The sequence below is a fragment of the Pedobacter sp. 22226 genome (assembly GCF_052045455.1).
GTDB classification, from domain to species: domain Bacteria; phylum Bacteroidota; class Bacteroidia; order Sphingobacteriales; family Sphingobacteriaceae; genus Pedobacter; species Pedobacter jeongneungensis.
The window spans coordinates 234455-258894 of sequence record NZ_JBQEPB010000007.1; the positions used below are offsets into that span (position 1 = coordinate 234455).

21 protein-coding genes are annotated in these 24440 nt (G+C 38.1%); 17 read left to right on the plus strand and 4 right to left on the minus strand.

Annotated elements, in window-relative coordinates; translation table 11 throughout:
- Positions 1 to 70: 70 nt before the first annotated feature.
- Positions 71 to 1717 (minus strand): glucose-6-phosphate isomerase, encoded by a 1647-nt coding sequence (pgi, locus tag ACTJKC_RS17415; protein ID WP_440793874.1) that lies wholly within the window; start codon positions 1715 to 1717, stop codon positions 71 to 73.
- 158 nt (positions 1718 to 1875) lie between these two features.
- On the opposite strand from pgi, the gene ACTJKC_RS17420 reads away from it, so the two are divergent.
- From ACTJKC_RS17420 to ACTJKC_RS17465, 10 genes are all read left to right on the plus strand, one after another.
- The gene (locus ACTJKC_RS17420) at positions 1876 to 2385 is read left to right on the plus strand and encodes a hypothetical protein (protein ID WP_440793876.1); all 510 of its coding nucleotides are present in this window, start codon (positions 1876 to 1878) and stop codon (positions 2383 to 2385) included.
- Between the two features lie 66 nt (positions 2386 to 2451).
- Positions 2452 to 3645: a hypothetical protein gene (locus ACTJKC_RS17425; RefSeq protein WP_440793878.1), complete on the plus strand. Its 1194-nt coding sequence runs from the start codon at positions 2452 to 2454 to the stop codon at positions 3643 to 3645.
- 121 nt (positions 3646 to 3766) lie between these two features.
- Positions 3767 to 5071: an amidohydrolase gene (locus ACTJKC_RS17430; protein WP_440793880.1), complete on the plus strand. Its 1305-nt coding sequence runs from the start codon at positions 3767 to 3769 to the stop codon at positions 5069 to 5071.
- 124 nt (positions 5072 to 5195) lie between these two features.
- A protein-coding gene (prfB, locus tag ACTJKC_RS17435; RefSeq protein WP_440793882.1) for a peptide chain release factor 2 occupies positions 5196 to 6270 on the plus strand; the annotation gives its coding sequence in 2 pieces (ribosomal slippage) (positions 5196 to 5255 and positions 5257 to 6270; 1074 coding nt in all).
- A 73-nt stretch (positions 6271 to 6343) separates the two neighbouring features.
- Positions 6344 to 6544 carry a hypothetical protein gene (locus ACTJKC_RS17440; protein WP_440793884.1) on the plus strand — a complete coding sequence of 67 codons (201 nt, stop codon included), beginning with the start codon at positions 6344 to 6346 and terminating at the stop codon, positions 6542 to 6544.
- Positions 6526 to 6915: a type II toxin-antitoxin system VapC family toxin gene (locus ACTJKC_RS17445; RefSeq protein WP_440793886.1), complete on the plus strand. Its 390-nt coding sequence runs from the start codon at positions 6526 to 6528 to the stop codon at positions 6913 to 6915. The genes ACTJKC_RS17440 and ACTJKC_RS17445 overlap by 19 nt, the downstream gene beginning before the upstream one ends.
- A 29-nt stretch (positions 6916 to 6944) precedes the next feature.
- Positions 6945 to 7829: an alpha/beta hydrolase gene (locus ACTJKC_RS17450; protein WP_440793888.1), complete on the plus strand. Its 885-nt coding sequence runs from the start codon at positions 6945 to 6947 to the stop codon at positions 7827 to 7829.
- A 40-nt stretch (positions 7830 to 7869) separates the two neighbouring features.
- On the plus strand, positions 7870 to 8706 hold the full coding sequence (locus ACTJKC_RS17455) for a hypothetical protein (RefSeq protein ID WP_440793890.1): 837 nt from the start codon (positions 7870 to 7872) through the stop codon (positions 8704 to 8706).
- A 341-nt stretch (positions 8707 to 9047) separates the two neighbouring features.
- Complete coding sequence (locus ACTJKC_RS17460; RefSeq protein ID WP_440793892.1) at positions 9048 to 9872, plus strand: glycoside hydrolase family 16 protein; 825 nt, start codon at positions 9048 to 9050, stop codon at positions 9870 to 9872.
- A gap of 70 nt (positions 9873 to 9942) precedes the next feature.
- Positions 9943 to 10425: a CAP domain-containing protein gene (locus tag ACTJKC_RS17465; RefSeq protein WP_440793894.1), complete on the plus strand. Its 483-nt coding sequence runs from the start codon at positions 9943 to 9945 to the stop codon at positions 10423 to 10425.
- Here ACTJKC_RS17465 and ACTJKC_RS17470 read toward each other — a convergent pair.
- Both ACTJKC_RS17470 and ACTJKC_RS17475 read right to left on the minus strand, forming a co-directional pair.
- A complete protein-coding gene (locus tag ACTJKC_RS17470) occupies positions 10420 to 11541 on the minus strand; it encodes a glycoside hydrolase family 18 protein (RefSeq protein ID WP_440793896.1) in 1122 nt (373 codons plus the stop codon). The genes ACTJKC_RS17465 and ACTJKC_RS17470 overlap by 6 nt on opposite strands.
- 14 nt (positions 11542 to 11555) lie before the next feature.
- On the minus strand, positions 11556 to 12419 hold the full coding sequence (locus ACTJKC_RS17475) for a transglutaminase-like domain-containing protein (protein ID WP_440793898.1): 864 nt from the start codon (positions 12417 to 12419) through the stop codon (positions 11556 to 11558).
- A 44-nt stretch (positions 12420 to 12463) separates the two neighbouring features.
- Here ACTJKC_RS17475 and ACTJKC_RS17480 point away from each other — a divergent pair, with 44 nt between their 5' ends.
- From ACTJKC_RS17480 to ACTJKC_RS17505, 6 genes are all read left to right on the plus strand, one after another.
- A complete protein-coding gene (locus tag ACTJKC_RS17480) occupies positions 12464 to 13246 on the plus strand; it encodes an O-methyltransferase (RefSeq protein WP_440793900.1) in 783 nt (260 codons plus the stop codon).
- A gap of 2 nt (positions 13247 to 13248) precedes the next feature.
- On the plus strand, positions 13249 to 13920 hold the full coding sequence (locus ACTJKC_RS17485; protein WP_440793902.1) for a DUF1345 domain-containing protein: 672 nt from the start codon (positions 13249 to 13251) through the stop codon (positions 13918 to 13920).
- An 808-nt stretch (positions 13921 to 14728) separates the two neighbouring features.
- Positions 14729 to 15097 carry a BlaI/MecI/CopY family transcriptional regulator gene (locus ACTJKC_RS17490; RefSeq protein WP_344852567.1) on the plus strand — a complete coding sequence of 123 codons (369 nt, stop codon included), beginning with the start codon at positions 14729 to 14731 and terminating at the stop codon, positions 15095 to 15097.
- Complete coding sequence (locus ACTJKC_RS17495; RefSeq protein ID WP_440793904.1) at positions 15094 to 16653, plus strand: N-acetylmuramoyl-L-alanine amidase; 1560 nt, start codon at positions 15094 to 15096, stop codon at positions 16651 to 16653. The genes ACTJKC_RS17490 and ACTJKC_RS17495 overlap by 4 nt, the downstream gene beginning before the upstream one ends.
- 12 nt (positions 16654 to 16665) lie before the next feature.
- On the plus strand, positions 16666 to 18840 hold the full coding sequence (locus tag ACTJKC_RS17500; RefSeq protein WP_440793906.1) for a M56 family metallopeptidase: 2175 nt from the start codon (positions 16666 to 16668) through the stop codon (positions 18838 to 18840).
- Positions 18841 to 21213 carry a TonB-dependent receptor domain-containing protein gene (locus tag ACTJKC_RS17505; protein ID WP_440793908.1) on the plus strand — a complete coding sequence of 791 codons (2373 nt, stop codon included), beginning with the start codon at positions 18841 to 18843 and terminating at the stop codon, positions 21211 to 21213.
- 498 nt (positions 21214 to 21711) lie between these two features.
- Here the strand turns inward: ACTJKC_RS17505 and ACTJKC_RS17510 are convergent, their stop codons facing one another.
- Positions 21712 to 22842 carry a BamA/TamA family outer membrane protein gene (locus ACTJKC_RS17510; RefSeq protein ID WP_440793910.1) on the minus strand — a complete coding sequence of 377 codons (1131 nt, stop codon included), beginning with the start codon at positions 22840 to 22842 and terminating at the stop codon, positions 21712 to 21714.
- 529 nt (positions 22843 to 23371) lie between these two features.
- Between ACTJKC_RS17510 and ACTJKC_RS17515 the strand changes: the two genes are divergently transcribed.
- Positions 23372 to 24352: a deoxyhypusine synthase family protein gene (locus tag ACTJKC_RS17515; protein WP_344852571.1), complete on the plus strand. Its 981-nt coding sequence runs from the start codon at positions 23372 to 23374 to the stop codon at positions 24350 to 24352.
- Positions 24353 to 24440: the final 88 nt, after the last annotated feature.

A 24440-nucleotide genomic window follows, 5' to 3' on the forward strand; every position in this document is an offset into this window, starting at 1 on the left:
GTCCTAAAGTATGCATTAAAACAAAAAAAGCGGATATTAAACCCGCTTTTTTATGATTTTTTTTGAAATTTTATCTCCAGTCTTTATACTGGTTGATTAAACCGTTTGTCGAACTATCGTGACTTGAAACTTTTTCGTTGCCCGCCAGTTCCGGAAGAATCTTTTTGGCCAGTTGTTTACCCAGTTCTACGCCCCATTGGTCGAAGCTGAAAATATTCCATATTACCCCCTGAACAAAGATTTTGTGTTCGTACATCGCTACCAAACTACCTAAAGTATATGGCGTTACTTTTTTCAATAAGATGGAGTTGGTTGGGCGGTTACCTTCAAAAACTTTAAAAGGAGCAATTTTTTCAATTTCAGCATCCGATTTGCCTTCTTTTTTTAATTCGGCTTTAACTTCCTCTTCGGTTTTACCGTTCATTAAAGCTTCTGTTTGCGCAAAGAAATTCGACAGTAAAATAGGGTGATGATCGCCCAGTGGATTTAAGCTTTGTGCAGGGGCAATAAAATCGGCAGGAATAATCCTGGTACCCTGGTGAATCAGTTGGTAAAAAGCATGCTGACCATTGGTTCCCGGTTCGCCCCAGATAATTGGTCCGGTTTCGTAATCCACCTCATTTCCGTTTCTATCTACATGTTTACCGTTACTTTCCATATCACCCTGTTGGAAATAAGCAGCAAAACGGTGCATGTACTGGTCGTAAGGTAAAATAACCTGTGTTTCGGCATTATAGAAATTGATGTACCAAACGCCAAGTAAGCCTAAAATTACGGGTAAGTTGCTTTCAAATTCAGCAGTTTTAAAGTGGTTATCGGTGGCATGTGCACCGGCCAGTAATTGCTTAAAGTTATCAAAACCGATGCTTAACGAGATGGATAAGCCAATAGCACTCCATAACGAGTAACGGCCACCAACCCAGTCCCAGAATTCGAACATGTTTTCTGTATCAATACCAAAAGCAGAAACATCTTTGGCATTGGTAGATAGTGCCGCAAAATGTTTGGCAATATCGTCTTCTTTAGCACCTTTTTCTAAAAACCAGGTACGGGCAGAGTGCGCATTCGTCATGGTTTCCTGAGTGGTAAAGGTTTTAGATGCTACTAAAAATAAAGTGGTTTCAGCATTTAAATCTGCTAATGTTTCTGCGATGTGTGTACCATCAATATTTGAAACAAAGTGGATATTTAAGTGGTTTTTATAGTGCTTTAATGCTTCGGTAACCATTACCGGTCCTAAATCAGAACCTCCGATACCAATATTAACAATATCGGTAATGGCTTTACCGGTATAACCTTTCCATTCACCGCTGATAATGCTGTTGCTAAATTTCTCCATTTTAGCCAACACTGCATTTACCTCAGGCATTACATCTTTACCATCAACCAGAATCGGCGTATTGCTTAAGTTGCGTAAAGCGATGTGTAGTACTGAGCGATCTTCCGTTTCGTTGATCTTATCTCCGTTATACATCGATTTTATGGCCTCGTCCAATTTACACTCACGTGCCAGTTGAATTAACAGCGCCAGGGTTTCATCGCTGATGCGGTTTTTACTGTAGTCCAGCAAAATATCTTCAAAAAAAACAGAAAACTTATTAAAACGATCTGCATCTTCAGCAAAAAGATCTTTAATGCTTTTCTGGTTGATATCTATAAAATGATCGGCTAAATATTTGTAGGCCTCAGTTTCGGTAAAATTTACTTTAGGTAACATAATCTTTGTTTTTTTGTAAAAGTAATAAAGCAAAAATTTAAAACGGTCTTTTTAATGTTCAAAATCATTAAGAATTTTTAATTCCGGTTAAACAAAGTAACTTTAAAATAACATCCCTGTTAGTTCATTAATTATTTTAATCTTTTAATTCTACACTTATGTTAGAAAATTTAAATGAAATGGTGCGTGAAAACGTACAGGAAAGTGTTGTAAACAATACCGCTATTCCAAACGAGCATAATGAAGCGGTAATCCAGGCGGCATCAGGATCTATTTTCGATAGCCTGAAAAATCAGTTGTCATCAGGTAATATTGGCGCTTTGACGGATATTTTTAATGGTAACAAAGCCGAAGGTACCCAGGTTGCCGAACAGGCATCCGGAAGTTTTATTGATAAATTAAGCAGATTGGGGATTAATGCTGATACGGCAAAATCTTTAGCGGCGAGCATTATTCCCGGGCTTATTGCGAAATTTACCCAAAAAACAAATGACCCGAACGATAGTTCTTTTAACCTGAAAGATGTTTTAGGGAGTTTGGGTGGTAATGATGGTAAGTTTGATGTGAGCGATGTAATTGGTATGTTTAACGGAGGTAAACAAACAACACAAACCGGCCAAACAGGTGAAGGCGGAATTATGGATAAATTAAAAGGGATGTTTGGATAACACTAATAGAAGATAATTATTGAACAAGTGTTGTTAAATAATTATCTTCGTCAAAATTTTAAAAATATGTTTAGATCGCTCTCATTAATAGCAGCTTGTTGCCTGTTTTTTTCCTGTTTTCTTTTTTCTTCTTGTGAAAAAGAGGGGTTGACCAAAATTGATACCCTAAGACTTATCGACACGCTTGATGTTGACCGGCCAATAAATCTAAAAGCAACAAAAGGTATTTACGGATCTCGTATAACCGTATCCTGGACACCTATGCCTTTGGCTCAAAAATATCAATTATACAAGTTTGATAATACGACTCAAAAATATGTTTTGTTAAAAGAACTGGCTGATACTACTTTTGATGATTCTGCGATTAGTAAATCTTTAACAAAAAATTTCTACAAGGTTAGAACTTACAATAGCGCGAAATCATTTAGCAGGTTTAGTGATGCCGATTTTGGATATACTTCTTCGTCAAGCTATTATAAAGCATTCTCCTTTGGCTCAGAAGGAACAGGCGCTGCACAGTTTAACTTCAATATGCATGTTGAAGTTGATAAGACCGGAAATGTTTATGTTAGCGATGAAGGATTGAACAGGGTTTTAAAGTTTAGTGCTACAGGAACTTTTATTGAACAGTTTTATAGTGGATCTGCAGCAAGAGCCGTAGCGTTTTTCAGTAATGGAAATTATATTGCAACACGTACCCAAAGCAGTAGTTATGTACAGATCTTTAATCCGAATAAACAATTGCTAAAGGAATGGGGGACCTATGGTACAGGAGATAGCAATTTTGGAAATATTGAATGTTTAACAATTGATGATGAACAAAATATCTGGATAGTTGATGGAGTAAACCACAGAATTAAAAAGTATGATCAAAATGGTAATCTCCTTTTGAAATTTGGAAAGCAAGGAAAAGCGGAAGGAGACTTTGATGCCCCTTTTGGTATATGCTATTTCAGAAACAAAATATACGTTTCAGATACAAGGAATAATCGTATTGAAGTTTTTGACAAGAATGGTAAATTCTTGAAAATTTTTGCTGTAAAGGGGTATCTTTTTGGATTAAGGGCTTTTGGTGATAACATTTATATAGCCAATTCGGGTGAAAGTGTTGTGATTAAGACCGATGAAAACGGAGATATACAAGAAAAAATAGGTGCTGGCTCATTTTTAAATTTAGTAGATGTCACAATTGCCCCGAATGGAGATGTTCTAGCCTGCGATGTTTATGGCCGGAGGATAGTCGTATTCAAAAAAGGTTAACGTTACTTTATCTAAATTGCACAAAAGCCATTCCTAATCAGGATGGCTTTTGTCATTTTATACAATTCCATCTCTCCTCAAAATTGTTTAGATTAGGGCACCTAAACTAAACTACCATTTTATGAAGAAAATATACCTGATCGGTTTTTCCCTGCTGGGATTAAATGCCTTTGCTCAAAAATCAGATTTAAGACCACTGGTTTCAAAAAAAGCCGATGCCATCGAACAGAAAGTAATTACCTGGAGGCGCGATTTTCATGAGCATCCCGAATTGGGCAATACAGAAGTAAGAACAGCAGGCATTATTGCAAAACATCTTCAATCATTAGGCATAAAAGTAACTACAGGTGTAGCCAAAACTGGTGTGGTTGGGATTTTGAAAGGTGGTAAACCCGGCCCGGTTGTAGCGCTTCGTGCCGATATGGACGGACTTCCCGTTACCGAAAGGGTAGATGTTCCATTTGCTTCAAAAGTAAAAACACAATATAACGGACAAGAAGTTGGTGTAATGCACGCCTGCGGACATGATAGCCACGTGGCTATTTTAATGGGCGTAGCTGAGGTACTGGCATCAATGCAAAAAGATATCCAGGGAACAGTGAAATTCATTTTTCAGCCTGCTGAAGAAGGTGTTCCGGCAGGAGAGGAAGGCGGTGCCGCTCTAATGATCAAAGAAGGTGTATTAGAAAATCCTAAAGTAGATGTAATTTTTGGTTTGCACATCAACTCTCAAACAGAGGTTGGTGAGGTAACTTACCGTCCGGGCGGTACCATGGCTGCGGTAAACGATATGAAAATTACAGTTACCGGCAGGCAAGCGCATGGTGCTTACCCATGGAGCAGCATCGATCCGGTGGTAATTTCTGCGCAGATAATCAATAACCTGCAAACCATCGTCAGCCGGAACCTAAACGTAACTGAAAACCCCGGTGTGGTTACCATTGGAGCCATTAATGGTGGCGTAAGGTCGAACATTATCCCTGAAAAGGTAGAGATGCTGGGTACGGTTCGGAATTTTAGCAAAGAGGATGAGGCGATGTTTATAGAGCGTATTAAAACCATTGTAACCAAAACAGCCGAAGCCGGCGGTGCAACGGCTGAAATTAAAATTCCATACAGCAATCATTATCCCGTTACCTTTAATAATATCGCCCTAACCGAAAAAATGCTGCCAGGTATGCAAGCTACCGCAGGTAAAGATCATGTTAAATTAAAACCACCCGTAACAGGAGCAGAAGATTTCTCTTTCTTTCAGGAAAAAGTGCCTGGTTTATTTGTGTTTTTAGGTGGAATGCCAAAAGGAAAAGATCCATTAAAAGCACCATCGCACCATACGCCGGATTTTTACCTTGATGAAAGCGGGTTTGTATTGGGGGTTAAGTTATTGTCGAATTTAACCTTGGATTATATGGGGATGAAGAAATAAGGTGGTTTATTAGTCATAGTTCCTGATGGATTATTAATGAGAATAAAATGGTTAGCAAAGCAGTTTTAACTGAAATTGCTTTCCGACATGCGCTATGCTCAAAGCGATTTTATATATTTGCTCCATGACCAAAGAACAAATTCAGGATTTAAGGGACAGAGTAACGTCGCTGAGGAGGTATCTTTGACGTTGATGAGCTACTTTACGCCATACGCGAAGAAGAAAAATTAACAATGGCGCCCGATTTCTGGGACGATCCAAAAAAAGCAGAAAAAATTCTTGCCGAAATCAGTTCAAAGAAAAAATGGACGGAAGGTTTTAATCAAACCCATAATGCAGTTGAAGATACCGCTGTGATGTTTGAGTTTTTCCAATCAGGCGATGCATCGGAAGCAGAATTGAAAGACCAGTTCGAAATCGGCAAAACCGCTGTAGAAGAGCTGGAACTCAAAAATATGCTGCGCAACAAAGAAGACCAGCTTTCGGCTGTGCTACAGATTACCGCAGGTGCCGGTGGAACAGAAAGCTGCGACTGGGCTTACATGCTCATGCGCATGTACATGATGTGGGGCGAGAAAAACGGCTACAAAATCACCGAGCAAGATAGTCAGGAAGGGGAGGTTGCGGGTATAAAATCGGTAACGCTTCAGTTTGATGGCGATTTTTCTTACGGCTACCTTAAAGGCGAAAACGGGGTGCACCGTTTGGTACGTATTTCTCCATTCGATTCGAACGCCCGCAGGCATACTTCTTTTGCTTCGGTATATGTTTATCCTTTGGTAGATGATACGATAGAGATCGATATCAACCCTGGAGATATAGAATTCGAAACTTTTAGAGCTGGTGGTGCCGGTGGACAAAACGTAAATAAGGTTGAAACTGCCGTACGTTTATACCACAAACCATCGGGTATTATCATAAAAAACCAGGAGTCGAGATCGCAGTTGCAGAATAAAGAAAATGCCATCCGTTTATTAAAATCGCAGTTATACGAAATCGAAGAACGTAAGCGCAATGAAGCAACTGCACTGATAGAAGGATCGAAAAAGAAAATTGAGTGGGGCTCGCAGATCAGGAGTTATGTGCTGGATGACAGGCGGGTGAAAGATCATCGCACCAATTATCAAACTTCCAACCCTGATGCGGTTTTAAATGGTGATATCAACGATTTTTTAAAGGCATATTTAATGGAGTTTTAAGTGGCATCTTCAGATTAATTGATTGTAAATTTTGTATATTTGAGTAAAACGGAGCTTTATTAATGCCAGATTTATGGATACATTGATTATAGAATTAACTAACCAAAAAGCTTATAAACTTTTAAAGGAATTGGAAGAATTGCATCTTATTAGGGTGATTAAAAACGATGTTAAAACTTCTGAACTCCGCAATCAAATTAAAAACAGGATGAATGCTGAAGCTATTGATGCGCAGTTAAATGATTTGCGTGGGGAATGGCAGAGCGATATTTAATTGATACATCGGCTGCAATAAAATATTTAAATGGAAGCTTCTCTCCAAAAGGTTTGAAATATATCGATGATGTTGTAGATGTAGAACCCGTACTATCATTTATTTCAGAAATAGAATTGCAGGTATGGAATCCAATAAATCCAGATGACATTATTGTGTATCAAAAATTTGTATCAATTTCAACCATTTTAGGCCTGGAAAATGGGATTATTTCCGAGACAATCAGGATTAGAAAAACATACAATCTAAAACTTCCTGATGCATTAATAGCTGCAACTTGTTTGGTTAATAACCTTATACTGATTGCAGATAATGATAAAGACTTTGCAAAAGTTAAATCTTTAAAATGTATTAATCCAAGTCATTTATAGTTATGAATAAGCTTTTTCTAATTTCAATAATGTTTCTTTATTCCATTAGTGCAAATGCCCAGGAAATCGTGCCCTTATATCAGGCAGAAATTCCTGGTGCCAAACCAACTCCTGCTGATTATTTAGAAAATACCGAAGTACGGTCAAATGGTACTTTAAGTGTTACCAAAGTATCTGTTCCTACATTTACTGTTTTCGAAGCGCCTAAAAATATCGCTACCGGAACCGCAGTAATTATTTGTCCGGGTGGAGGCTATGGTGCCCTCGCTTTTAGTCACGAAGGGACCGATGTGGCCAAAAGATTCAATGCCATCGGTATAACGGCTTTTGTGTTAAAGTACCGTTTACCTAGCGATGCCATTATGGAGAATAAAACCTATGGCCCTTTGCAAGATGCGCAGCAAGCCATTTACCTCATCAGGAAGAATGCTAAAAAGTACGGGATCAAAGCCAATAAAATCGGCATTATGGGCTTTTCTGCAGGCGGTCATTTTGCATCAACTTTAATTACGCATTATAACGATCTTAAAATTGCTGATCCCGAAAAGATAAACCTAAAACCAAATTTTGGTGCATTAATTTACCCGGTAATCAGCTTTGAAGAATCGGTACATACCGGGACGATGAAAAATTTATTGGGACCAAATCCACCTGAAAACCTTAAACACTATTTTTCTGCCAATAAAAATGTAACTAAAAAAACGCCCCCAACGTTTTTTGTACATGCAAAAGATGATAAGACGGTTCCTTACGAAAATAGTGTTTTGATGAACGAAGCATTAAAAAAACAAGGCGTGGATACCGATATTTATCTTTATGAAAAAGGTGGTCACGGTTTTGGTTTAATTAACAAAACATCGGATGTAGACTGGTTTAACTTGCTGGCTGACTGGTTGAAAAAAGAGAAATTTTAATATCTTTACGGATATTTTAACCTCTTAACCAGAAATCTCGATGCAAAACACAATTAAGTATGCTATGGTAGCCTTTGTAGCCATCATAACCATAGCCGGTTGTAAAAAAGAAATTAATTATAACGAACAGCTGGTTGCTAAAGGCAACGGTTGTAAGCTCACTACCTTAAAGGCCGATCTGGATTTTTTGGGCAGTTATACCATCACTTTTGCTTACGATGCTTTAGGGCGGATATCGAAAGCAACCACGGGGCCTGAAACAAACACTTATACCTATTCTGCCAGCAAAATTACTGCAGTTGATGAGAGTGGTTACATGGCCGAAATTGTGCTGGAAAATGGAAGAGCCGTATCGAGTGGAAGTGCGGGAATAATTAAAGTTGGGGGTGTTTATTATGATGATACCAGAAAATATAGCTATAATAGTGATGGTTACCTTGTTCAGGTAAAGAATTATTTGAATGGCGATCTGAGTACAACTGATAATTTAACTTACGCAAATGGGAATTTAGTAAAAGCTGTATCAGTTAGTGCAGATCTGCGCTTTACTGAAACTACTATCTATTCCTATTCCAACGATATTGCCGTTAATACTTACGAAATCTCCGATCCGCTTTCATATCATGTTGATTATTTTCCAGGAGGATATTTCGGCAAACAATCAAAAAATGTACTCATCAAAAGTGTATCTAAAACTGTTGATCAGGATGGTAAACCATTTAGTGATGATGTAATCACTTTCACTTCGCAATATGATGCAAAGGGTAATGCCAGTTCACTTAACTTTTCAAATGTTTCTACCTTTTACCCCACTGGCGCACCTTCTACAACTGAAACTTATAACGCAAAATACACTTTAAATTATACTTGTAATTAAGGTTTTAAAAGTATTAGAAAGCCTGATCATAAACCATGATCAGGCTTTTGTTTTAATCAGTTTTTTTAAATTATTCATATACCTGACTGATTAAAAAGCTCATTTTACCACTCATATTTTACGATTTAGCCCCTCATTTCTGGGCAAGTCTATGTCTATATTTGCTTACAGTAATGTCGTTTCGAAACCGTTTGCCATGCACTTGATCTAACCAATTTTATGAAAAACATATCAACCTGATTTATTAATAATGATTTTCAGGCGTTTATGCATTTTATTTGATTTGCCGGTCAATGGCTACCCATTACAATTAACCAAATATTTACCTAATTCAAAGAAAAATGAGAAATGAAAAAATGTGGTGTATGCTAATTGCATGCGCATTTTTAACCCTTTTATCTTGCAAAAAAGATAATGGAGGGGTTAAATCAGAAAATGGGCAGGTTAAAGCCTGGGAAACATTAATTGATGGTAACTCGCTGGCCAGTTATAGTGCTTTCGAGGCACAATGGAATTACAATTACCCATGGGGTACCGATCATAACGGTTCTGCACGTATGGTGGGGAGTACTACAAACCATAACCAGATTTCGTTAAGTGACGGGGTACTTACCATCAAAGCTACACGTTTAGCTTCCTCACCGGGAAACAGTACAGCCAATGGCTTTACCAATGTAGCCATATGGTATAATTCTGGTGCCTGTTATGCAAAACAGCAGGTGCTTATTAACGATCAGTTTCCCAGTTACACCATTTCCGGCGATTTCGCTGTGCCAACAACTAAAGGAACCTGGCCTGCTTTCTGGATTACAGGTGTTAATTCGTGGCCACCTGAGAGCGATATTATGGAGTTTAAAGGCAATAACACCAATTGGCAGAATACTTACGATGGTGGCTGGGAGAATAAACTTACCCAAGTATCTAATGCAGGCTCATACCACAATTACAAATGCTGGTACAATAAAGTAAGCGCGACCGATGTAGACTGTCATTATTATATCGATAATGTTTGGGTAGCTAAACATACCATGAGCAATTCGGTAAATAAACCCATGTGGCTCATCATCAACATGCAAATGGAAGGTGATAGTGGTTCTCCCGGCCCTTCTGGTAATACGCTTTACACCGGTAAAAATGTTTATATGGGCAGAGAAAGGGCCTTTTAATTTATAAAATTCAATGTTCATGTTGGGGAGGTAACTTTGCAGTTGCCTCCTTCTTTAGTATAAATAAAATATGAAAAAATACCTCGGCATATTCGCTGCTATGTGGCTCTTTATTTTACTGGTGCAATGTAAAAAGGACGAATTGGCTTTACCAGAGCAGGATATTAATTTGGTGATTAGTAAAATTAACACATTAAGGCAAAGCGGATGTAATTGTGGTACAACATATATGCCACCAGTACCTGATTTATCACTAAATAACCAATTACAAAATGCTGCAAATACCCATGCTAATGATATGGCGCAGCGAAACTATTTTGATCATTTATCTCCTGAAGGGGGTACGCCGGAAGAAAGGACATTAAATGCTGGTTATACAGGCGATTTCCGGGCAGAAAATTTAGCTAAAGGATACAGTCAGGCCGATCAGGTAATTGCCGCCTGGAAAAATAGTGTAAGTCACTGCAAAGCGATGATGGATGCTAAAAGCACAGAAGCAGGAGCAGGGATGGCGCAAAATTACTGGGTAGTAACTTTTGGCAGCAAATTATAATTTTTTGATGGTTTGGTCAATCACATCCAATAAACCATCAGTATAAGCATCATCAGTAAGCTCCCAAAACATAATGCCGTTTAGCTTTTGATCAATCACATACCTTGTTTTTAGAGATATGGATTTTGGATCATCAAAAGTGGCGAGGTATTTTGTTTGAGGATTATAATAATACGGTGCCTGGGCAGTTTCATCCCAGTAATAGCTATAGCCGTTTACACTCGAAAACTGTTTTTTAAAGTTTTTATAAGAAACCCCGCTGATGAATTTTGTGGGCTGATATAAACCCTGGTTAGCATCGGTAGTGTTTTCGAAAATACGTGCATAAAAAGCTGCGCCCAGGGCTATTTTTTGTGCAGGAACACCTAATTTAATTAAAGCTTTTACTCCAAAATCGCCCGATAAGTCTTGTTCAGTAGTGGCATATAAAGGTGAGTGGTGACCACTTTTAACCGCATAACCACTTACCAGATCGTAACTCATTAAATTTACCCTGTTAACCAGTGGCATTACCTTATCCCATTCGAAACAGGAGTCGATGCAGTTTTTTGTGCCGCCTGCTGCAAAACTGATTTCAGCCTTTTTACCCAGTTTTTTTCGCAGTTCTTTAACCAGTAACGTGAAATTGTGCTTGTCATCAATTGTGTACCTGTGCCCGGGATAACCCATCACCGCAGGGTATTCCCAATCGAGATCGATACCGTCTGCATGAAAAAAATCAAGAATTTCTTTGGTGGTTTTGGCAAAAGTTTTTCGTCCGCCAGCCCTGCTAAAAACTTCCGAACATGGCGCGCAGCCACTCCATCCGCCAAGTGCAATCATCACCTTCAAATCAGGATTCCGTTGCTTTAAGGCAACCATTTTGCTAATTAAAGCCGAATCCTTAGCCGATTTAATATTTAAACTATCGCCCTTCAAATGCCCGAAACTATAAATCAAATGACTTAATTTTTCGATGGGAAAGCTATCGATTACCGAATTCTGCCCTGTATAATAAGCAATAACATTCGGTTTAACTGTTTTTTGAGCTTTAGCTTGGATACTCAAAAATGATAATGAGATAATGGCTGCAATGCAGAACAAAACAGTTGGAGTGGCAGGCTTTCTTTTATGCATGAGGTTTAGATAAACTATTTTTCGGCAATAATATCCTGCAATTCATTCAATTCAGCAACTTTATCGGTCGCTCCCGCATTTTCGTAAGCCGAAATCAGGTTTCTAATCACGCGACGGATAATGTCGGTATTGCTGCAAGGCCTGTAATATTCGGGCAGGGCTTCTAAATTAAGCTGGCGTAAAAACTGATCCACATCGTGCTTACCGAAAATATTACCACGGTTAAAAGCATTGATGTAAAAAAGCACTCCATATTCATTTCCTTCCTGTTTGCTATCGTCTATATAGCCTAAAATAAAATGCTGCGGCAAATTAATGCCATAAACAGGAAGATCCAGTTTTTGAGCCAGCGTAGAATAGATAATGGCCAGCGAAATCTGGTTGCCTTTTTTACTTTCCAATACCTGGTTTAAATAAGAATTTTGCGGATCGTGGTGGTTTTTAGTGTTCCCTCCAAAGCCATATTGCTGATAAAGCACATGGTTAATCAGTTTCACCTTTTCAACCGAACTCATTTCATATTGCAGTCCAAGCCAGATATCACGCTTAATTTCTTCGATCTGGTTAATTACTTTCTGTTCGTCAAGATCAGGGTATTGATAGCGGTTAATAATCAATGCACCCTGCAATAAATCAAAGGCACCGCTTAAATACCATAAATTTAAATCTTCTTTAACCGTTTTAAACTGAATCTGATGAACAATATTCTCAATACGTTCCTGTAACAGCCCGTCGAAAGATTGTTCCCAGGCATTTTCTAAGAAATGGACAACAGAGCCGCCATATTCCAGCAGTTTTTTCTCCACATGCTGGAACACTTCCTCATCAGGATCATCCAATAATTTTACTAAAGCACTTATCTCTGCGTTATTTTCCATAAAACATACATACGTTTGCGGCGTTTAATTACTTTTGCAATATTATGCTATTTCAATTTATTACAGATTACCTTAAACACCGTTTAACAGCAAAAAGCCGACATGGAACGCATTCGCCATTCGTGTACAAGCTAGCTGATGAGGTAATTTACGATTTTACCGACAAACCTGAATACAAAAATATAGAAGAACAGCGAAAAAAACTTTTTAATGACGATTCGATAATCACCGTTACCGACCTCGGGGCAGGTTCTCACCTGAATAAAAACCGTACAAAAAAGGTTAGTCAGATTGCGAAAAATGCGTTAAAAAGTCCGCGTTTGGCTAAACTGATTTACCGTTTGGCTAAAAATACCAAACCTGAAAGTGCAATAGAGCTGGGCACCTGTTTAGGAATTACTACCGCGTATCTGGCCAAAACAAGCCTGCAAACTGAAATTATTACCATAGAAGGCTGTCCGCAAACCGCTGAAGTAGCAAAAAAGAACTTTGAGGATTTAAAACTTGATAATATCGAACTTCATGTAGGTAATTTCGACCTGATTTTACCTGATATTATTGCTAAACAACCCAGTTTGGATTTCGTTTATATTGATGGAAACCACCGTAAAGATGCTACCCTGAATTATTTTAAATGGTGCCTGCCAAAAGTTAATGAAAATTCGCTGCTAATTTTTGACGATATTTATTGGAGCGAAGGCATGAAAGAAGCCTGGACAGAAATTAAAAACCATCCTGAAGTTACTGTAACAGTAGATTTGTTCTGGATCGGGTTGGCTTATTTTAAAAAAGGACAGGTAAAAGAACACTTTAAGCTTAAATTTTAAACATGAAAGTTGAACCGAAATTAGAGGGTATTCAAAAAAGATCGGCCTTATTCATTTTGCTGATCAGTCTGTTTTCGGGGATTGCTGTTTACCTGGTTTCGCTTTTTATTAAAATGAGTGTGCTGGCACATATCATGTTAGGTTGGGATGTATTTTGTTTAATCCTGATCAGTCTTCATTGGTATATGTTTTTTCATACCTCGGCAGCCGAAACACATCTTAAGGCCAGGATGCAGGATGAAACCCGTGGCGAGATTTTTGCCATTGTGCTGGTTTCAACCTTTGCAGGCTTGCTTGCAGTAGTTTTACTGCTCATCAATAAAGATATCGAACCGATTGATTTAGTGGTCGCCATTGCGGGCATGTTTTTATCCTGGTTTTTGGTGCATACTACTTTTAGCATGCGTTATGCGCACCTCTATTATGGCGACGATAAGGATGGTAATACAGAAAAAAAAGGCTCGGGACTGGAATTTCCCGGTGATGATGAGCCTGATTTTATCGATTTTGCTTATTTTTCATTTGTACTGGGCATGACTTTTCAGGTATCGGATGTAGAAATTTCAGACCGGAAGTTGAGGAGACTTTCGCTTTTACATAGTTTAATTGCGTTTATTTTTAATACCGTAATTGTGGCTTTAACCATCAATGCCATTGCAGGTTTGAGTAAATAAGCGATCCCCTCAATCCGTCATATCGACCGAAGTGCAACGGAGTGGAGAGATCTAGTGCGCACCCTTTTTTGTCATCCTGAACGTAGTGAAGAATCTTTAAAATCATCCAATACCATAATTTCTTTTTTGACCATCTGAGCGCATCCAAGTGGTTTCCCTAGCTGTCATGCAGAGGTACGAAGCATCTGTAACCTGTTAAGCACAACATTTTTTTTGAAAATGAACGATTCTGTTGATTTGGCGGTCTTCAGTCCCGCTTTTCGTTTGTAGTGCCGGCGTGAAGCTGGCAGCTACCACTTCAATCGGGTTTATTAACAATAGTTAGGCTCCTTTGGCACCTTGCTTGGAGCAGACCATTCATTATAAACCTGACAGCAGCGAACACGAAGTAAAGCGAATGGCAGGACTACAATTGCCAGGAACCACTGTACATTCATTTCCAAATTAATAGACGTTTCACCATCTCGACCGAAGTTCAACGGAGTGGGGGAAATTTAAAGCTACCCTTTTTTGTCATCCTGAACGCAGTAAAGGATCTTTAAAATCATCTAATACCATAATATCTTTTTTTGACACCACCTGAGCTCATCTGAGCGAACCGCTATTCCTCAATCCGTCAATCTCAGCCGGAATGCAACGGAGCAGAGAGAGCATTAGATAAATCCCTCTTTCATCCTAATTAGTATTTTTTTTACTTACGAATATTTTATCTATTTAATAATCAGTTAATTATATTTTTAAACTGATTTTTCAGTAATGTAACTTATTTTATAGTTGTAAAACTGAAAAATAAGTTATAGATTTGATTATGGAAGAATTAACCAAAGCAGAAGAGCGTATTATGCAGGTTTTATGGAAACTGCAAAAAGCATTTGTAAAAGACATTATCGATGAGCTGGATGACGAACCTAAACCTCCTTATAATACCATTTCATCAATCGTTAGGCTTTTGGAGAAGAAAGGTTACGTTAATTACAAAGCTTATGGTAAAACCTACGAGTATTTTCCGGCTATTAGTAAAGATGAATACGCCAAAACCACTTTCTCCAAATTATTCTCGGGCTATTTTGATAACTCTCCAGGCAGTCTTTTATCCTTCATGGTAAAAGAAGAAAAGCTGAGCGAAAAAGATATAGAAGAAATTCAAAAAATCATTAACCAAAATTCAAAGTCATGATTTTAATCTACCTGTTAAAGGTTTCTGCCTGTACGCTGATATTTTTTGCGGTTTATCAATTTTTATTAGCCAAACTCACTTTTTTTAACCTTAACCGTGCTTATTTATTATTGATGCTGGTGGTGAGTTTTAGTATTCCGGCCGTTACTATCGAAAGTCGGCATGAAGTGGTGGCAGCCAATCAGGAGATTCCATTAAAAGTAAAATACAGTGACAATGGTTTGGTAGAGCAGGACAATGAGGGTGGAAGAAATGTAGTAAACAGCAGCATAAACCGGGAAAAATTGCTCGCGTATGGTTATTTCTTCGTTTTAATCGCTCTTGTATTCAGGATGCTTTTTATGGTTGCGCGCATTCAGGTCCAATTGCGAAAACATGTTGTAAATAAAGATGGTGCAGTTATTTTGGTCGACGAGAAATCAGCCATAAAAAACTGTACTTTTTTTAACCGGATAATTGTCGATTCTTCGCTGAAAACTGACCAAAGGAACCTGGTTATCAAGCACGAATCAGTACATGTGGGGCAATTGCATGCCGTTGATAAACTTTTGGTGAATTTAATAACCGCTATACTTTGGTTTAACCCGATTATTTATTTCTGGCGTAACGCAATCGATCATAACCACGAATTTTTGGCCGATCGGGAAACAACCCGGTTTGCTGATAAAAAAGCGTATGCTTCACTGCTTTTAAACCTGGCCATGCCTGCTAAAACTTTAGTGGTAAATAGTTTCAGTAAACTTCCATTAAAAAACAGAATTATGATGTTGTACAAACAACCAAATGTAAAGTTTCAAAAGCTTGTTTATCTGGCCATTCTTCCTGTGCTAATGATTTGCTGTATGGCATTTGTAAACCGTAAAGAAGTGTTGGTAGAGAAAACGTTAATTCAGAATTTATCCTCTGTGGAGGCGCCCGAAAAGCCTGATGTGCATACCCGGAAATACTTAAACAGCAATACCAAAGTGAACGTAAATGCAAGTTCTGCTTTTAAAGAAGCAGACCCGGTATTGATTATTGATGCCGGGCATGGTGGTAAAGATGATGCCTCAACTGCGTTTGACGGACAAAAAGAAAAGGACCTTAACTTAAGAGCCGTAAAAATACTGGCCGAAGAAGCCGTTAAAAGAGGGATAAAAATAGTATTAACCAGAAAAGACGACGAGTATTTAACCTTAAGTGAGCGTTTACCAAAGCAAGAGGCTACAGCATTTATTTCCATCCACCATAATGTAACGCAGCCAAATGAAGCAGCACCCTTTGGTGGGATAGAAGTTTATGTTTCTAAACTTAATCCAAAGATCAGTACTAATGAAGCGCTTGGTAGCGGTATTTTAAATAAACTAAGGCAGTTAAAAGATTTTGCAGTAAGGGATTCCTTAAAAAACGGAAATCTTTTTCTATTAAGAGAATCTAATGTGCCAGCCATTGTAATTGAAATGGGAAATATTTCGGATGCGAAAACACTGGGTTACATCAGTCAGGAAAAAAATATCCGTAAAATTTCCAACCTGATTCTGGATGGCTTTGTGCAATTCTCAAAACGCGGAAGCTAATTAATTAAAATTATGGAAGGATTAACTTACCTGCTTAAAGTTACCGCCTGTACGGCATTGTTTTTTGGTTTTTATATGTTGTTTTTAAAAAAGCTAACTTTCTTTAAAATCAACCGCTTTTACCTGTTGGGTACTTTGTTGCTGAGTTTTATCATTCCGGTTTTGCAATTTGAAATTAAACGGGAAATAGTGGCAACAGATACCGAAGTTTCGGCCAATGTACCCGAAATAAAGCCAGTTTCTACAGATCCTGTACAACTTATTCAACCCATTATGGTTGAATATCAGCCAGAAGTAAGCCCTAAAATTGACTGGATGATGCTGATGTATGGCGTTTATGGCATTACGGCTTCGCTATTGCTGCTGGTTTGCTTATGGAGTTTGTTTAAATTACTAAAATATACCGGTAAGTACACCAAAAATGGAGATGGCTTAAAGTTGATCAATAAAAATGAAGGTTTTACCAACTGCTCTTTTTTTAATTACGTTTTTATTGATGAAAAGGCTTTAAGCAATACCGATTTAACAGTGCTGCTTAAACATGAGCAGGTGCATGCCAGGCAATTCCACTCTGTAGATAAGATAATGCTGATGGTTTTTAAATCAATTTTATGGTTTAATCCCATTATTTACCTGTACGATAAAGCTTTAGAACAAGTGCACGAATACGAAGCTGACGAAATGACTTCAGCGGATTTGGGTAATCAGGCTTATGCCAGCCTCTTGTTAAAACTGGCGATAACCAAAAGCAATATGCCACTGATCCACAATTTTGTGAAAAGCCCGGTTAAAGACCGCATTAAAATGTTGTTTAATTCCAAATCTAAGAATATGAAAAAGTTAGTTTATTTATTGGTGTTACCCGTTGCTTTGAGCCTGGTTTGGATGTTTGCTGTACAGGTAGTTTATGCACAACATATAAAAGCAGAAAACAAGCCTTCTCCCGATTTTTATAAAGGAATATTGAAAGGAAAAGTTATTGATATTAAAAAAGAAGCTATAGATATTTATACATTCTATTTATTATCGGATGGGAAGGTTTATCCGGTTGAAGCCACTACTTTTAAAGAAAAAATTAAAGTTGGCGATGAACTGATTGCTTATTTATCAGGTAGCGGCTTTAATATGAAAAAATTGGATAAAGACGGTAAAGTTATTGCAGAAACCAACGGGCCGATCTATAATGCAACAAAAGTGACTACTTTAACTGGACGCTTAATTTATGAGCAAAAAATAGAAAAGCATGCTTTTTTGTACGAAGCGAATAAGGCCCGTTCTGCATCATCTCAAATTAGATCCATACAAAAAGATGGTGATAATAAGATTCAAAAGATTGTTTTGAATGATGGTGTCTTCACGATTAGCCTAAACCTTAAAGCCCAAAATATAAAGGATCATAACTTTAAAGCAGGCGACCGGGTATTGGTAAAATTTATCGGCGAAAAGCTGGTGGCAAAAAATACCTACGCAACTGATAAAATGATTGTGCTTTATTCTGAACAAAAAAAATATCTGATCAAAAATGAAGCGCTTTACAATCGTTTTTATTTAACTGATGGTAAACAGAAAGTTGGTTTGGTAAAAAATGAACCGGCTATCGTTACGGACATCATTAAACCTAGAATCATTTCATATACTAAAATGCGGGGTGATGTAAGGAATAACATTTCTTATCTTGAAAATGCAGTGATGGACGTTATAAATAACAGATTAGAAGCAGAATATGTAGAGTTTGATCAGGCCAATAATAAATTAATCGCCAAAAATGCAACTCTTAAAACTTCGGATGGGAAAGGACAAATCAAATCAAAACTATTCACTTTCGACCTCAATAAAGGGAGTTACAGCGCAGAAAATGCTGAAGGGAATGTAGGAGCCAGCACACGAGATGCTGAGCATGAGAAGTCTTTTTTAGCAATGCTAAATAATAAGGTAGAATATGTTGCCAAAGATTCGGTTAAAATAAGTAAAGACAGGCTTATCATATCTTTATTTGGAAATGCAAATCTGTACTATGATAAGATAAAGTTATCGGGATCTAGGATTGTTTACAATAAAAAAAATAATACGATACTTGTAAATGATGCAACAATGGGCTCGGGAGATAATAAAGTGAAGGCGGATAGCTTATTTTTTGATTTAAAAACCCAAAAGGCTAAATTATACGGAGCAGATTTAAACCGCTAAATGTTCAGATCTCTTTTCTTCCTGATTGCATTTTTTTCTGTCTTATCATCACAGGGCCAATTTCAGCTTTCGGGCAAGGTAACCGGTCAGGAGTTTAAAACGTTGCCATTTGTTACGGTGAAAATTTCTGGGCCTCAAAATAAAATATTTTATACCCAAACCGACAGTACAGGCACTTACCAATTTAAACTACTACCAGGTAAATATTCGGTTGTTTTTTCTGCAATTAATTTCGAAAGCATGAGCCAAATATTTACGCTAACAAAGGATACCATAATTCATATTCAGCTCAAGGGAAATCAACATCACCTTGCCGATGTTCAGGTGAGTGCTAAAAAAGCGTTGATTGAGAAAAAGATCGATCTGGCCGTTTTTAATGTAGAAAACAGTATTTCTGCAATAGGAACCGATGCATTAGAACTACTCTCAAAAGTCCCTGGAGTACGGGTGTTGAACGATAAAGTTTCATTGGTGGGTAAAGGCCTGGCTAATGTGATGATTAATGATAAATTGGTGCCTTTATCGGCAGATGAGCTTTCGAATTATTTAAAGTCCATTTCCTCAGAAAATATCGCCAGAATTGAAGTCATTTCCAATCCGCCAGCCAGATATGATGCACAGGGAAATAATGGTTTAATTAATATTATACTCAAAAAAACTACATCAGAAGGTTTCAAAGGTTCGGTAAATTTAGCTGCAACCCAGGCAAGCTATTTCACTGCATCTGCTGGTGGAAATTTGAATTACCGGAAAAACAAAATCACACTTTCTTCAAATTTCAATATCAGAAAAGGATCGATTGTTCCTTTTGAGCAAAGTAATGTTTTTTATCCCGAGCAAACCTGGAATATTGTCAATAAAGACCGGAATTTTAGAACGGTCCCCAGTGGACAGATCGGAATGGATTATCAGGTTTCCAAAAAAACATTGCTGGGTTTATCGTATAATGGCGGACTGACAAATTTCCATTCTGAAGAAAATATTAAAACCAAAATTTATAATCAAAGCAATGGTTTAGATTCTGTATTGAATTCTGATGCGAATGCAAAAATTAAATCTCATTACCATTCGGCAAATATTTACTTAAAACAATCTCTGGATTCGACAGGAAAGCAACTCACTATTAATGGCGATTGGTTTACCTATAGAGATGATAAAGACAGATTTTTTAATAATACCAGTTATTTTCAAAACGGAATAACAATTCCGAATTCCTTTGCCGAATACCTCTCAACCAGTAAACAAAACATCGGTTTATATACTTTAAAAGCTGATGTAGATTTACCTTATAAAACTTTTAAATTATCTTTTGGTACCAAGCTGGGTTTTATCAAAAATCAGAGTGATCTTGCTTTTTACAAAGCACGTAATGAAGGATATGAAATAGATCCACAACAAAGCAATCTGTTTAGTTACAAAGAAAATACCCAGGCACTTTACGTTAATTTGAACAAAACAATTAAAAAATGGGATTTTCAGGCCGGATTAAGAGGTGAATATACACAGATTGATGGAATTTCAGTTAACGATCGGAATAAAGATAATTATTTGCTACTTTTCCCTACATTTTACGTGATCTATCATGCCAATGATAAAAATACTTTTTCTGTAAATTATGGCCGACGCATTAACCGGCCGGCTTATCGCAAACTGAATCCCTTTCGTTGGTACAGTAACCCGTTTTCCTATGCAGAAGGTAATCCTTTCTTAAAGCCTTCTTATAATGATAACATCGAGCTTTCTTATACCTATACTATATATACTGCCTCGTTGTTTTTTAGTAAAACTACAAATGGATTTAATGATGTTAATTTTATTGATGCTTCAACGAACATTCAGGCGATCAAACCGGTTAATTTTATAACTGCCTATCACTATCAATGGAATAATACCATTACGTTTAATGCGGTTAAAGGCTGGGAAAGTATCAATCAGCTTGATGTTTTTTATACGGCATCAAATTCGGGCATCGCCCAAACCGTAAGTAGCCTGAACGGATTTGGTGCTTATTTTTCTACGCTTAACCAGTTTGTGTTTAATCAATCAAAAACCATTTTAGGCGAAGCTAGTTTCTGGTATCAATTGCCTTCGGTTGATGGGCTGAACCAGAATAAAAGTCAGTATAATCTTGATCTGGGGATTAAAACCTTATTACTCCATAAAAAAATACAATTGGCAATTACTGCCAGCGATGTTTTTAAAACAAATCGATACCGTTATAACAGTTTAGTTAACAATATCAGGCAGGAATACAATAATTATTATGATATCCGCCAACTTCGGATTACTTTCCGCTATAATTTCGGTAATGAAAAAATTAAACAGCCGGATCGGAAGCCCGGTAATGAAGAGGAGCGGAAAAGGAGCAATTAGGAATGATGGAAAACGGATGATGTAAGATGGAATAGGGATGACTGTAGATAAAGAATCTTAACTGTGTTCAGAATGACAAACTTGGCTGAATGATTGTTAGCAAAGATTCTCGCGTTTTCTGTGCCTCCTATGCAATATATTATCTGTGTTGATCCGTGTGTATTTGTGGTTAAAGAATCTTCACTGCGTTTAGAATGACAAACTTGGCTGAATGATTGTTAGCAAAGATTCTCGCGTTTTCTGTGCCTCCTATGCAATATATTATCTGTGTTTATCCGTGTGTATTTGTGGTTAAAGATTCTTCACTGCGTTCAGAATGACAAACTTGGCAGAATGATTATTAGCAAAATATTCTCCGTGTTTCAGTGCCTCCGTGGCAATAACATTATATGTATATATCTGTGGTTAAGGATCCTTCGACTACGCTCAGGACGACTGAAAAGTTGGATGATAGAAATACTCCATCATCCTTTTTCCCTCTTACATCATCCATCCCTTCTAAAACGCTTCCGCTAAACTGATATAAAACCCTGCCTGGCGTTTTTCATTTGATAGTTTTTCGCCTATACCATAATCCAAGCGAACACTTAAACCTTTGGCCGGATCGAAAAAGTATCGACCACCTACACCAAAATTAGGTTTCAGCCCATCTCCATTAAACTGGCCGTTAGCAAATACTTTACCCGTACCGGCAAAAGCTACAATTCCAAAACGATTCATAAAACGGTAGCGGAGTTCGGCCTGAGCAGCCATCAGGTTTTCGTCGCGGTAGCGGCCACTGTAGTAGCCACGCATCATCTGGTCGTTGCCCAACTGCTGTAATAAATAAAACGGAGTGTTTTTGCTCTGAATAGTATAGTAGATTCCCTGCACACCTAAAACCACTTTTGGCGCCAGGCTAAAGAAACCACGAAGATCTAACTTAATCTGCGAACCATTAAAACTTTCACCTCCAAAAAAATCAGGAGCATATTGGTAGGTTGCACGACCGAAAAAACCTTTTGTTGGGTAATTGTTGCTGTTGCGGGTATCGTAACTCTGCGATGCACCAATCCAGGCTACCGAGCCACCGTCTTTATCTAAAATCTGCGGATTGGTACTGTAAATGCCTCCTGCTAACTTGTCGATAAAATGGTAATTCTCAAAACCTAATGAAATACCGGTGTAGGCTTTTGGCAGGGTATTCATTTCTGCGTCGAAAAGTGTTTTAAAAACCCTTTGGTCTAATTTGTCCTCGTCGATTTTTTTAGCGTTGTTACCAATACCATAAAAATTGAAGGGCTGGTTTTTGAAACGGATATCCCCGATAAAATGATATTTGTTTCCTTTCGTCCACATATCTCCCTTCAGCATAAAATTAGCTGTCTTTTTAGTAGAGTAGGTCGTGTTGAGTGCGAAATTGGAACTTCGGTTCAGTGTATCTTTACGATCGATATAAAATGAGTAAATGGCACCAACGCCAAATTCAAACCCGGTTTCCTGGCTATAGCCAAAAGCCGGAAGCGGCAAAAAACTGGCTTTACGGGTAGTATCTTTTTCGTTTGAGAGCATTTTCCTGATCAGTTTCATCTGTGCAAAAGCACTTCCCGAAACGAGCGCAAGTAAAATAATCAGATAATATTTTTTCATTGGCACAAAGAAAAGGAAATTTAATAATAGTTCATTAGTTAATGGTCATTTGTTCATTGGTGACAGCAATGCATATTGTTTAACCGGTTAACTGTGCCGGGCGATTGCTCATTCCCAAATTCCAAAAGTCATCGTTATTTAGAGCAGAGTGCAACGCAGCCGAGAAATCTTTCTAGATAAATCTTTCTCCCGAATATTCGGGACTGCGCTTCAGTCGGGATGACGATCACCAAGATTCGAAGCAATGCCAGCCGCCACCTAAACCGGATTGTAGGGGAAAGCCCGCAGGTGAGGCACGAGCCGAGGACTTGTACCAGAAAGCCGGACTATCTTTAATAAATGCTACTGCAGGTGCTTTTCAAATAAAAAGATCCGTCGACTACGCTCAGGATCACGATCGCTGAATGGAATTTACGTAGTTTAATTGACTAAGGGCTGCCAACTCTGGACTGTAGACTAACACAAACGCTTTTACGCTTTCACCTTTCGGCCTAAATGCCTATTTTTGCGGCAAACAATACAAAACGAAATGAGCAATACAAGAGGACCAATATCTCAGTTTATGGAGCGTAATTATCTCCATTTTAATGCTGCGGCAATGATGGATGCGGCTAAAGGATACGAAACGCATTTAGATGAGGGTGGTAAAATGATGATCACACTTGCCGGCGCAATGAGTACTGCAGAATTGGGTATTTCACTTGCAGAGATGATCCGCCAGGATAAAGTGTCTATTATTTCTTGTACAGGTGCCAACCTTGAAGAGGATATTATGAACCTGGTTGCACACTCACATTATAAACGTGTACCTAATTACCGCGATTTAAGTCCGCAGGATGAGTGGGATCTTTTAGAAAACCATTACAACCGCGTTACCGATACCTGTATCCCTGAAGAAGAGGCTTTCCGCCGTTTGCAAAAGCACATCCACAAAATCTGGATGGATGCCGAAGCTGCGGGCGAACGTTATTTTCCGCATGAGTTTATGTACAAAATGCTTTTAAGCGGCGATTTGGAGCAGTATTACGAAATCGACCCTAAAAATTCATGGATGTTGGCTGCGGCTGAAAAGAATTTGCCAATTGTGGTACCAGGATGGGAAGATTCTACCATGGGTAACATCTTTGCATCTTATGTAATGAAAAAAGAACTTACCGCAACTACAGTAAAAGGCGGTATTGAATATATGGGCTGGCTGGCCGATTGGTATATTGCAAACAGTGGGGGCAAAGGAATCGGTTTCTTCCAGATTGGTGGTGGTATTGCCGGCGATTTCCCGATCTGTGTGGTACCAATGTTATATCAGGATATGGAAATGGAGAATATTCCTTTCTGGAGCTACTTCTGCCAGATCTCTGATTCAACTACTTCTTACGGCTCGTATTCTGGTGCAGTGCCAAACGAAAAAATTACCTGGGGTAAACTGGATATTAATACGCCAAAGTTTATTGTAGAAAGTGATGCTACAATTGTTGCGCCGTTAATGTTTGCCTGGATATTAAAACAATAAACGTAACATTTTAATAAACCAAATTGGTTTCTGGTATGCCCATTTGAGATATCGTATCAAAAATGGGCATTTTTATGGCCTGAATGGC

Excerpts from the sequence above, each read along its gene's own strand:
- ACTJKC_RS17500 (WP_440793906.1), top strand. The coding sequence starts at position 16,666 with ATGGAAGGATTAACTTACCTGCTTAAAGTTACCGCCTGTACGGCATTG.
- ACTJKC_RS17455 (WP_440793890.1), top strand. The coding sequence starts at position 7,870 with ATGCAAAACACAATTAAGTATGCTATGGTAGCCTTTGTAGCCATCATA.
- ACTJKC_RS17480 (WP_440793900.1), top strand. The coding sequence starts at position 12,464 with ATGCTATTTCAATTTATTACAGATTACCTTAAACACCGTTTAACAGCA.
- ACTJKC_RS17450 (WP_440793888.1), top strand. The coding sequence starts at position 6,945 with ATGTTTCTTTATTCCATTAGTGCAAATGCCCAGGAAATCGTGCCCTTA.
- ACTJKC_RS17490 (WP_344852567.1), top strand. The coding sequence starts at position 14,729 with ATGGAAGAATTAACCAAAGCAGAAGAGCGTATTATGCAGGTTTTATGG.
- ACTJKC_RS17505 (WP_440793908.1), top strand. The coding sequence starts at position 18,841 with ATGTTCAGATCTCTTTTCTTCCTGATTGCATTTTTTTCTGTCTTATCA.
- ACTJKC_RS17485 (WP_440793902.1), top strand. The coding sequence starts at position 13,249 with ATGAAAGTTGAACCGAAATTAGAGGGTATTCAAAAAAGATCGGCCTTA.
- ACTJKC_RS17420 (WP_440793876.1), top strand. The coding sequence starts at position 1,876 with ATGTTAGAAAATTTAAATGAAATGGTGCGTGAAAACGTACAGGAAAGT.
- ACTJKC_RS17465 (WP_440793894.1), top strand. The coding sequence starts at position 9,943 with ATGAAAAAATACCTCGGCATATTCGCTGCTATGTGGCTCTTTATTTTA.
- ACTJKC_RS17510 (WP_440793910.1), bottom strand. The coding sequence starts at position 22,842 with ATGAAAAAATATTATCTGATTATTTTACTTGCGCTCGTTTCGGGAAGT.
- ACTJKC_RS17495 (WP_440793904.1), top strand. The coding sequence starts at position 15,094 with ATGATTTTAATCTACCTGTTAAAGGTTTCTGCCTGTACGCTGATATTT.
- ACTJKC_RS17475 (WP_440793898.1), bottom strand. The coding sequence starts at position 12,419 with ATGGAAAATAACGCAGAGATAAGTGCTTTAGTAAAATTATTGGATGAT.
- ACTJKC_RS17515 (WP_344852571.1), top strand. The coding sequence starts at position 23,372 with ATGAGCAATACAAGAGGACCAATATCTCAGTTTATGGAGCGTAATTAT.
- ACTJKC_RS17445 (WP_440793886.1), top strand. The coding sequence starts at position 6,526 with ATGGCAGAGCGATATTTAATTGATACATCGGCTGCAATAAAATATTTA.
- ACTJKC_RS17470 (WP_440793896.1), bottom strand. The coding sequence starts at position 11,541 with ATGCATAAAAGAAAGCCTGCCACTCCAACTGTTTTGTTCTGCATTGCA.
- ACTJKC_RS17460 (WP_440793892.1), top strand. The coding sequence starts at position 9,048 with ATGAGAAATGAAAAAATGTGGTGTATGCTAATTGCATGCGCATTTTTA.
- ACTJKC_RS17440 (WP_440793884.1), top strand. The coding sequence starts at position 6,344 with ATGGATACATTGATTATAGAATTAACTAACCAAAAAGCTTATAAACTT.
- ACTJKC_RS17430 (WP_440793880.1), top strand. The coding sequence starts at position 3,767 with ATGAAGAAAATATACCTGATCGGTTTTTCCCTGCTGGGATTAAATGCC.
- ACTJKC_RS17425 (WP_440793878.1), top strand. The coding sequence starts at position 2,452 with ATGTTTAGATCGCTCTCATTAATAGCAGCTTGTTGCCTGTTTTTTTCC.
- pgi (WP_440793874.1), bottom strand. The coding sequence starts at position 1,717 with ATGTTACCTAAAGTAAATTTTACCGAAACTGAGGCCTACAAATATTTA.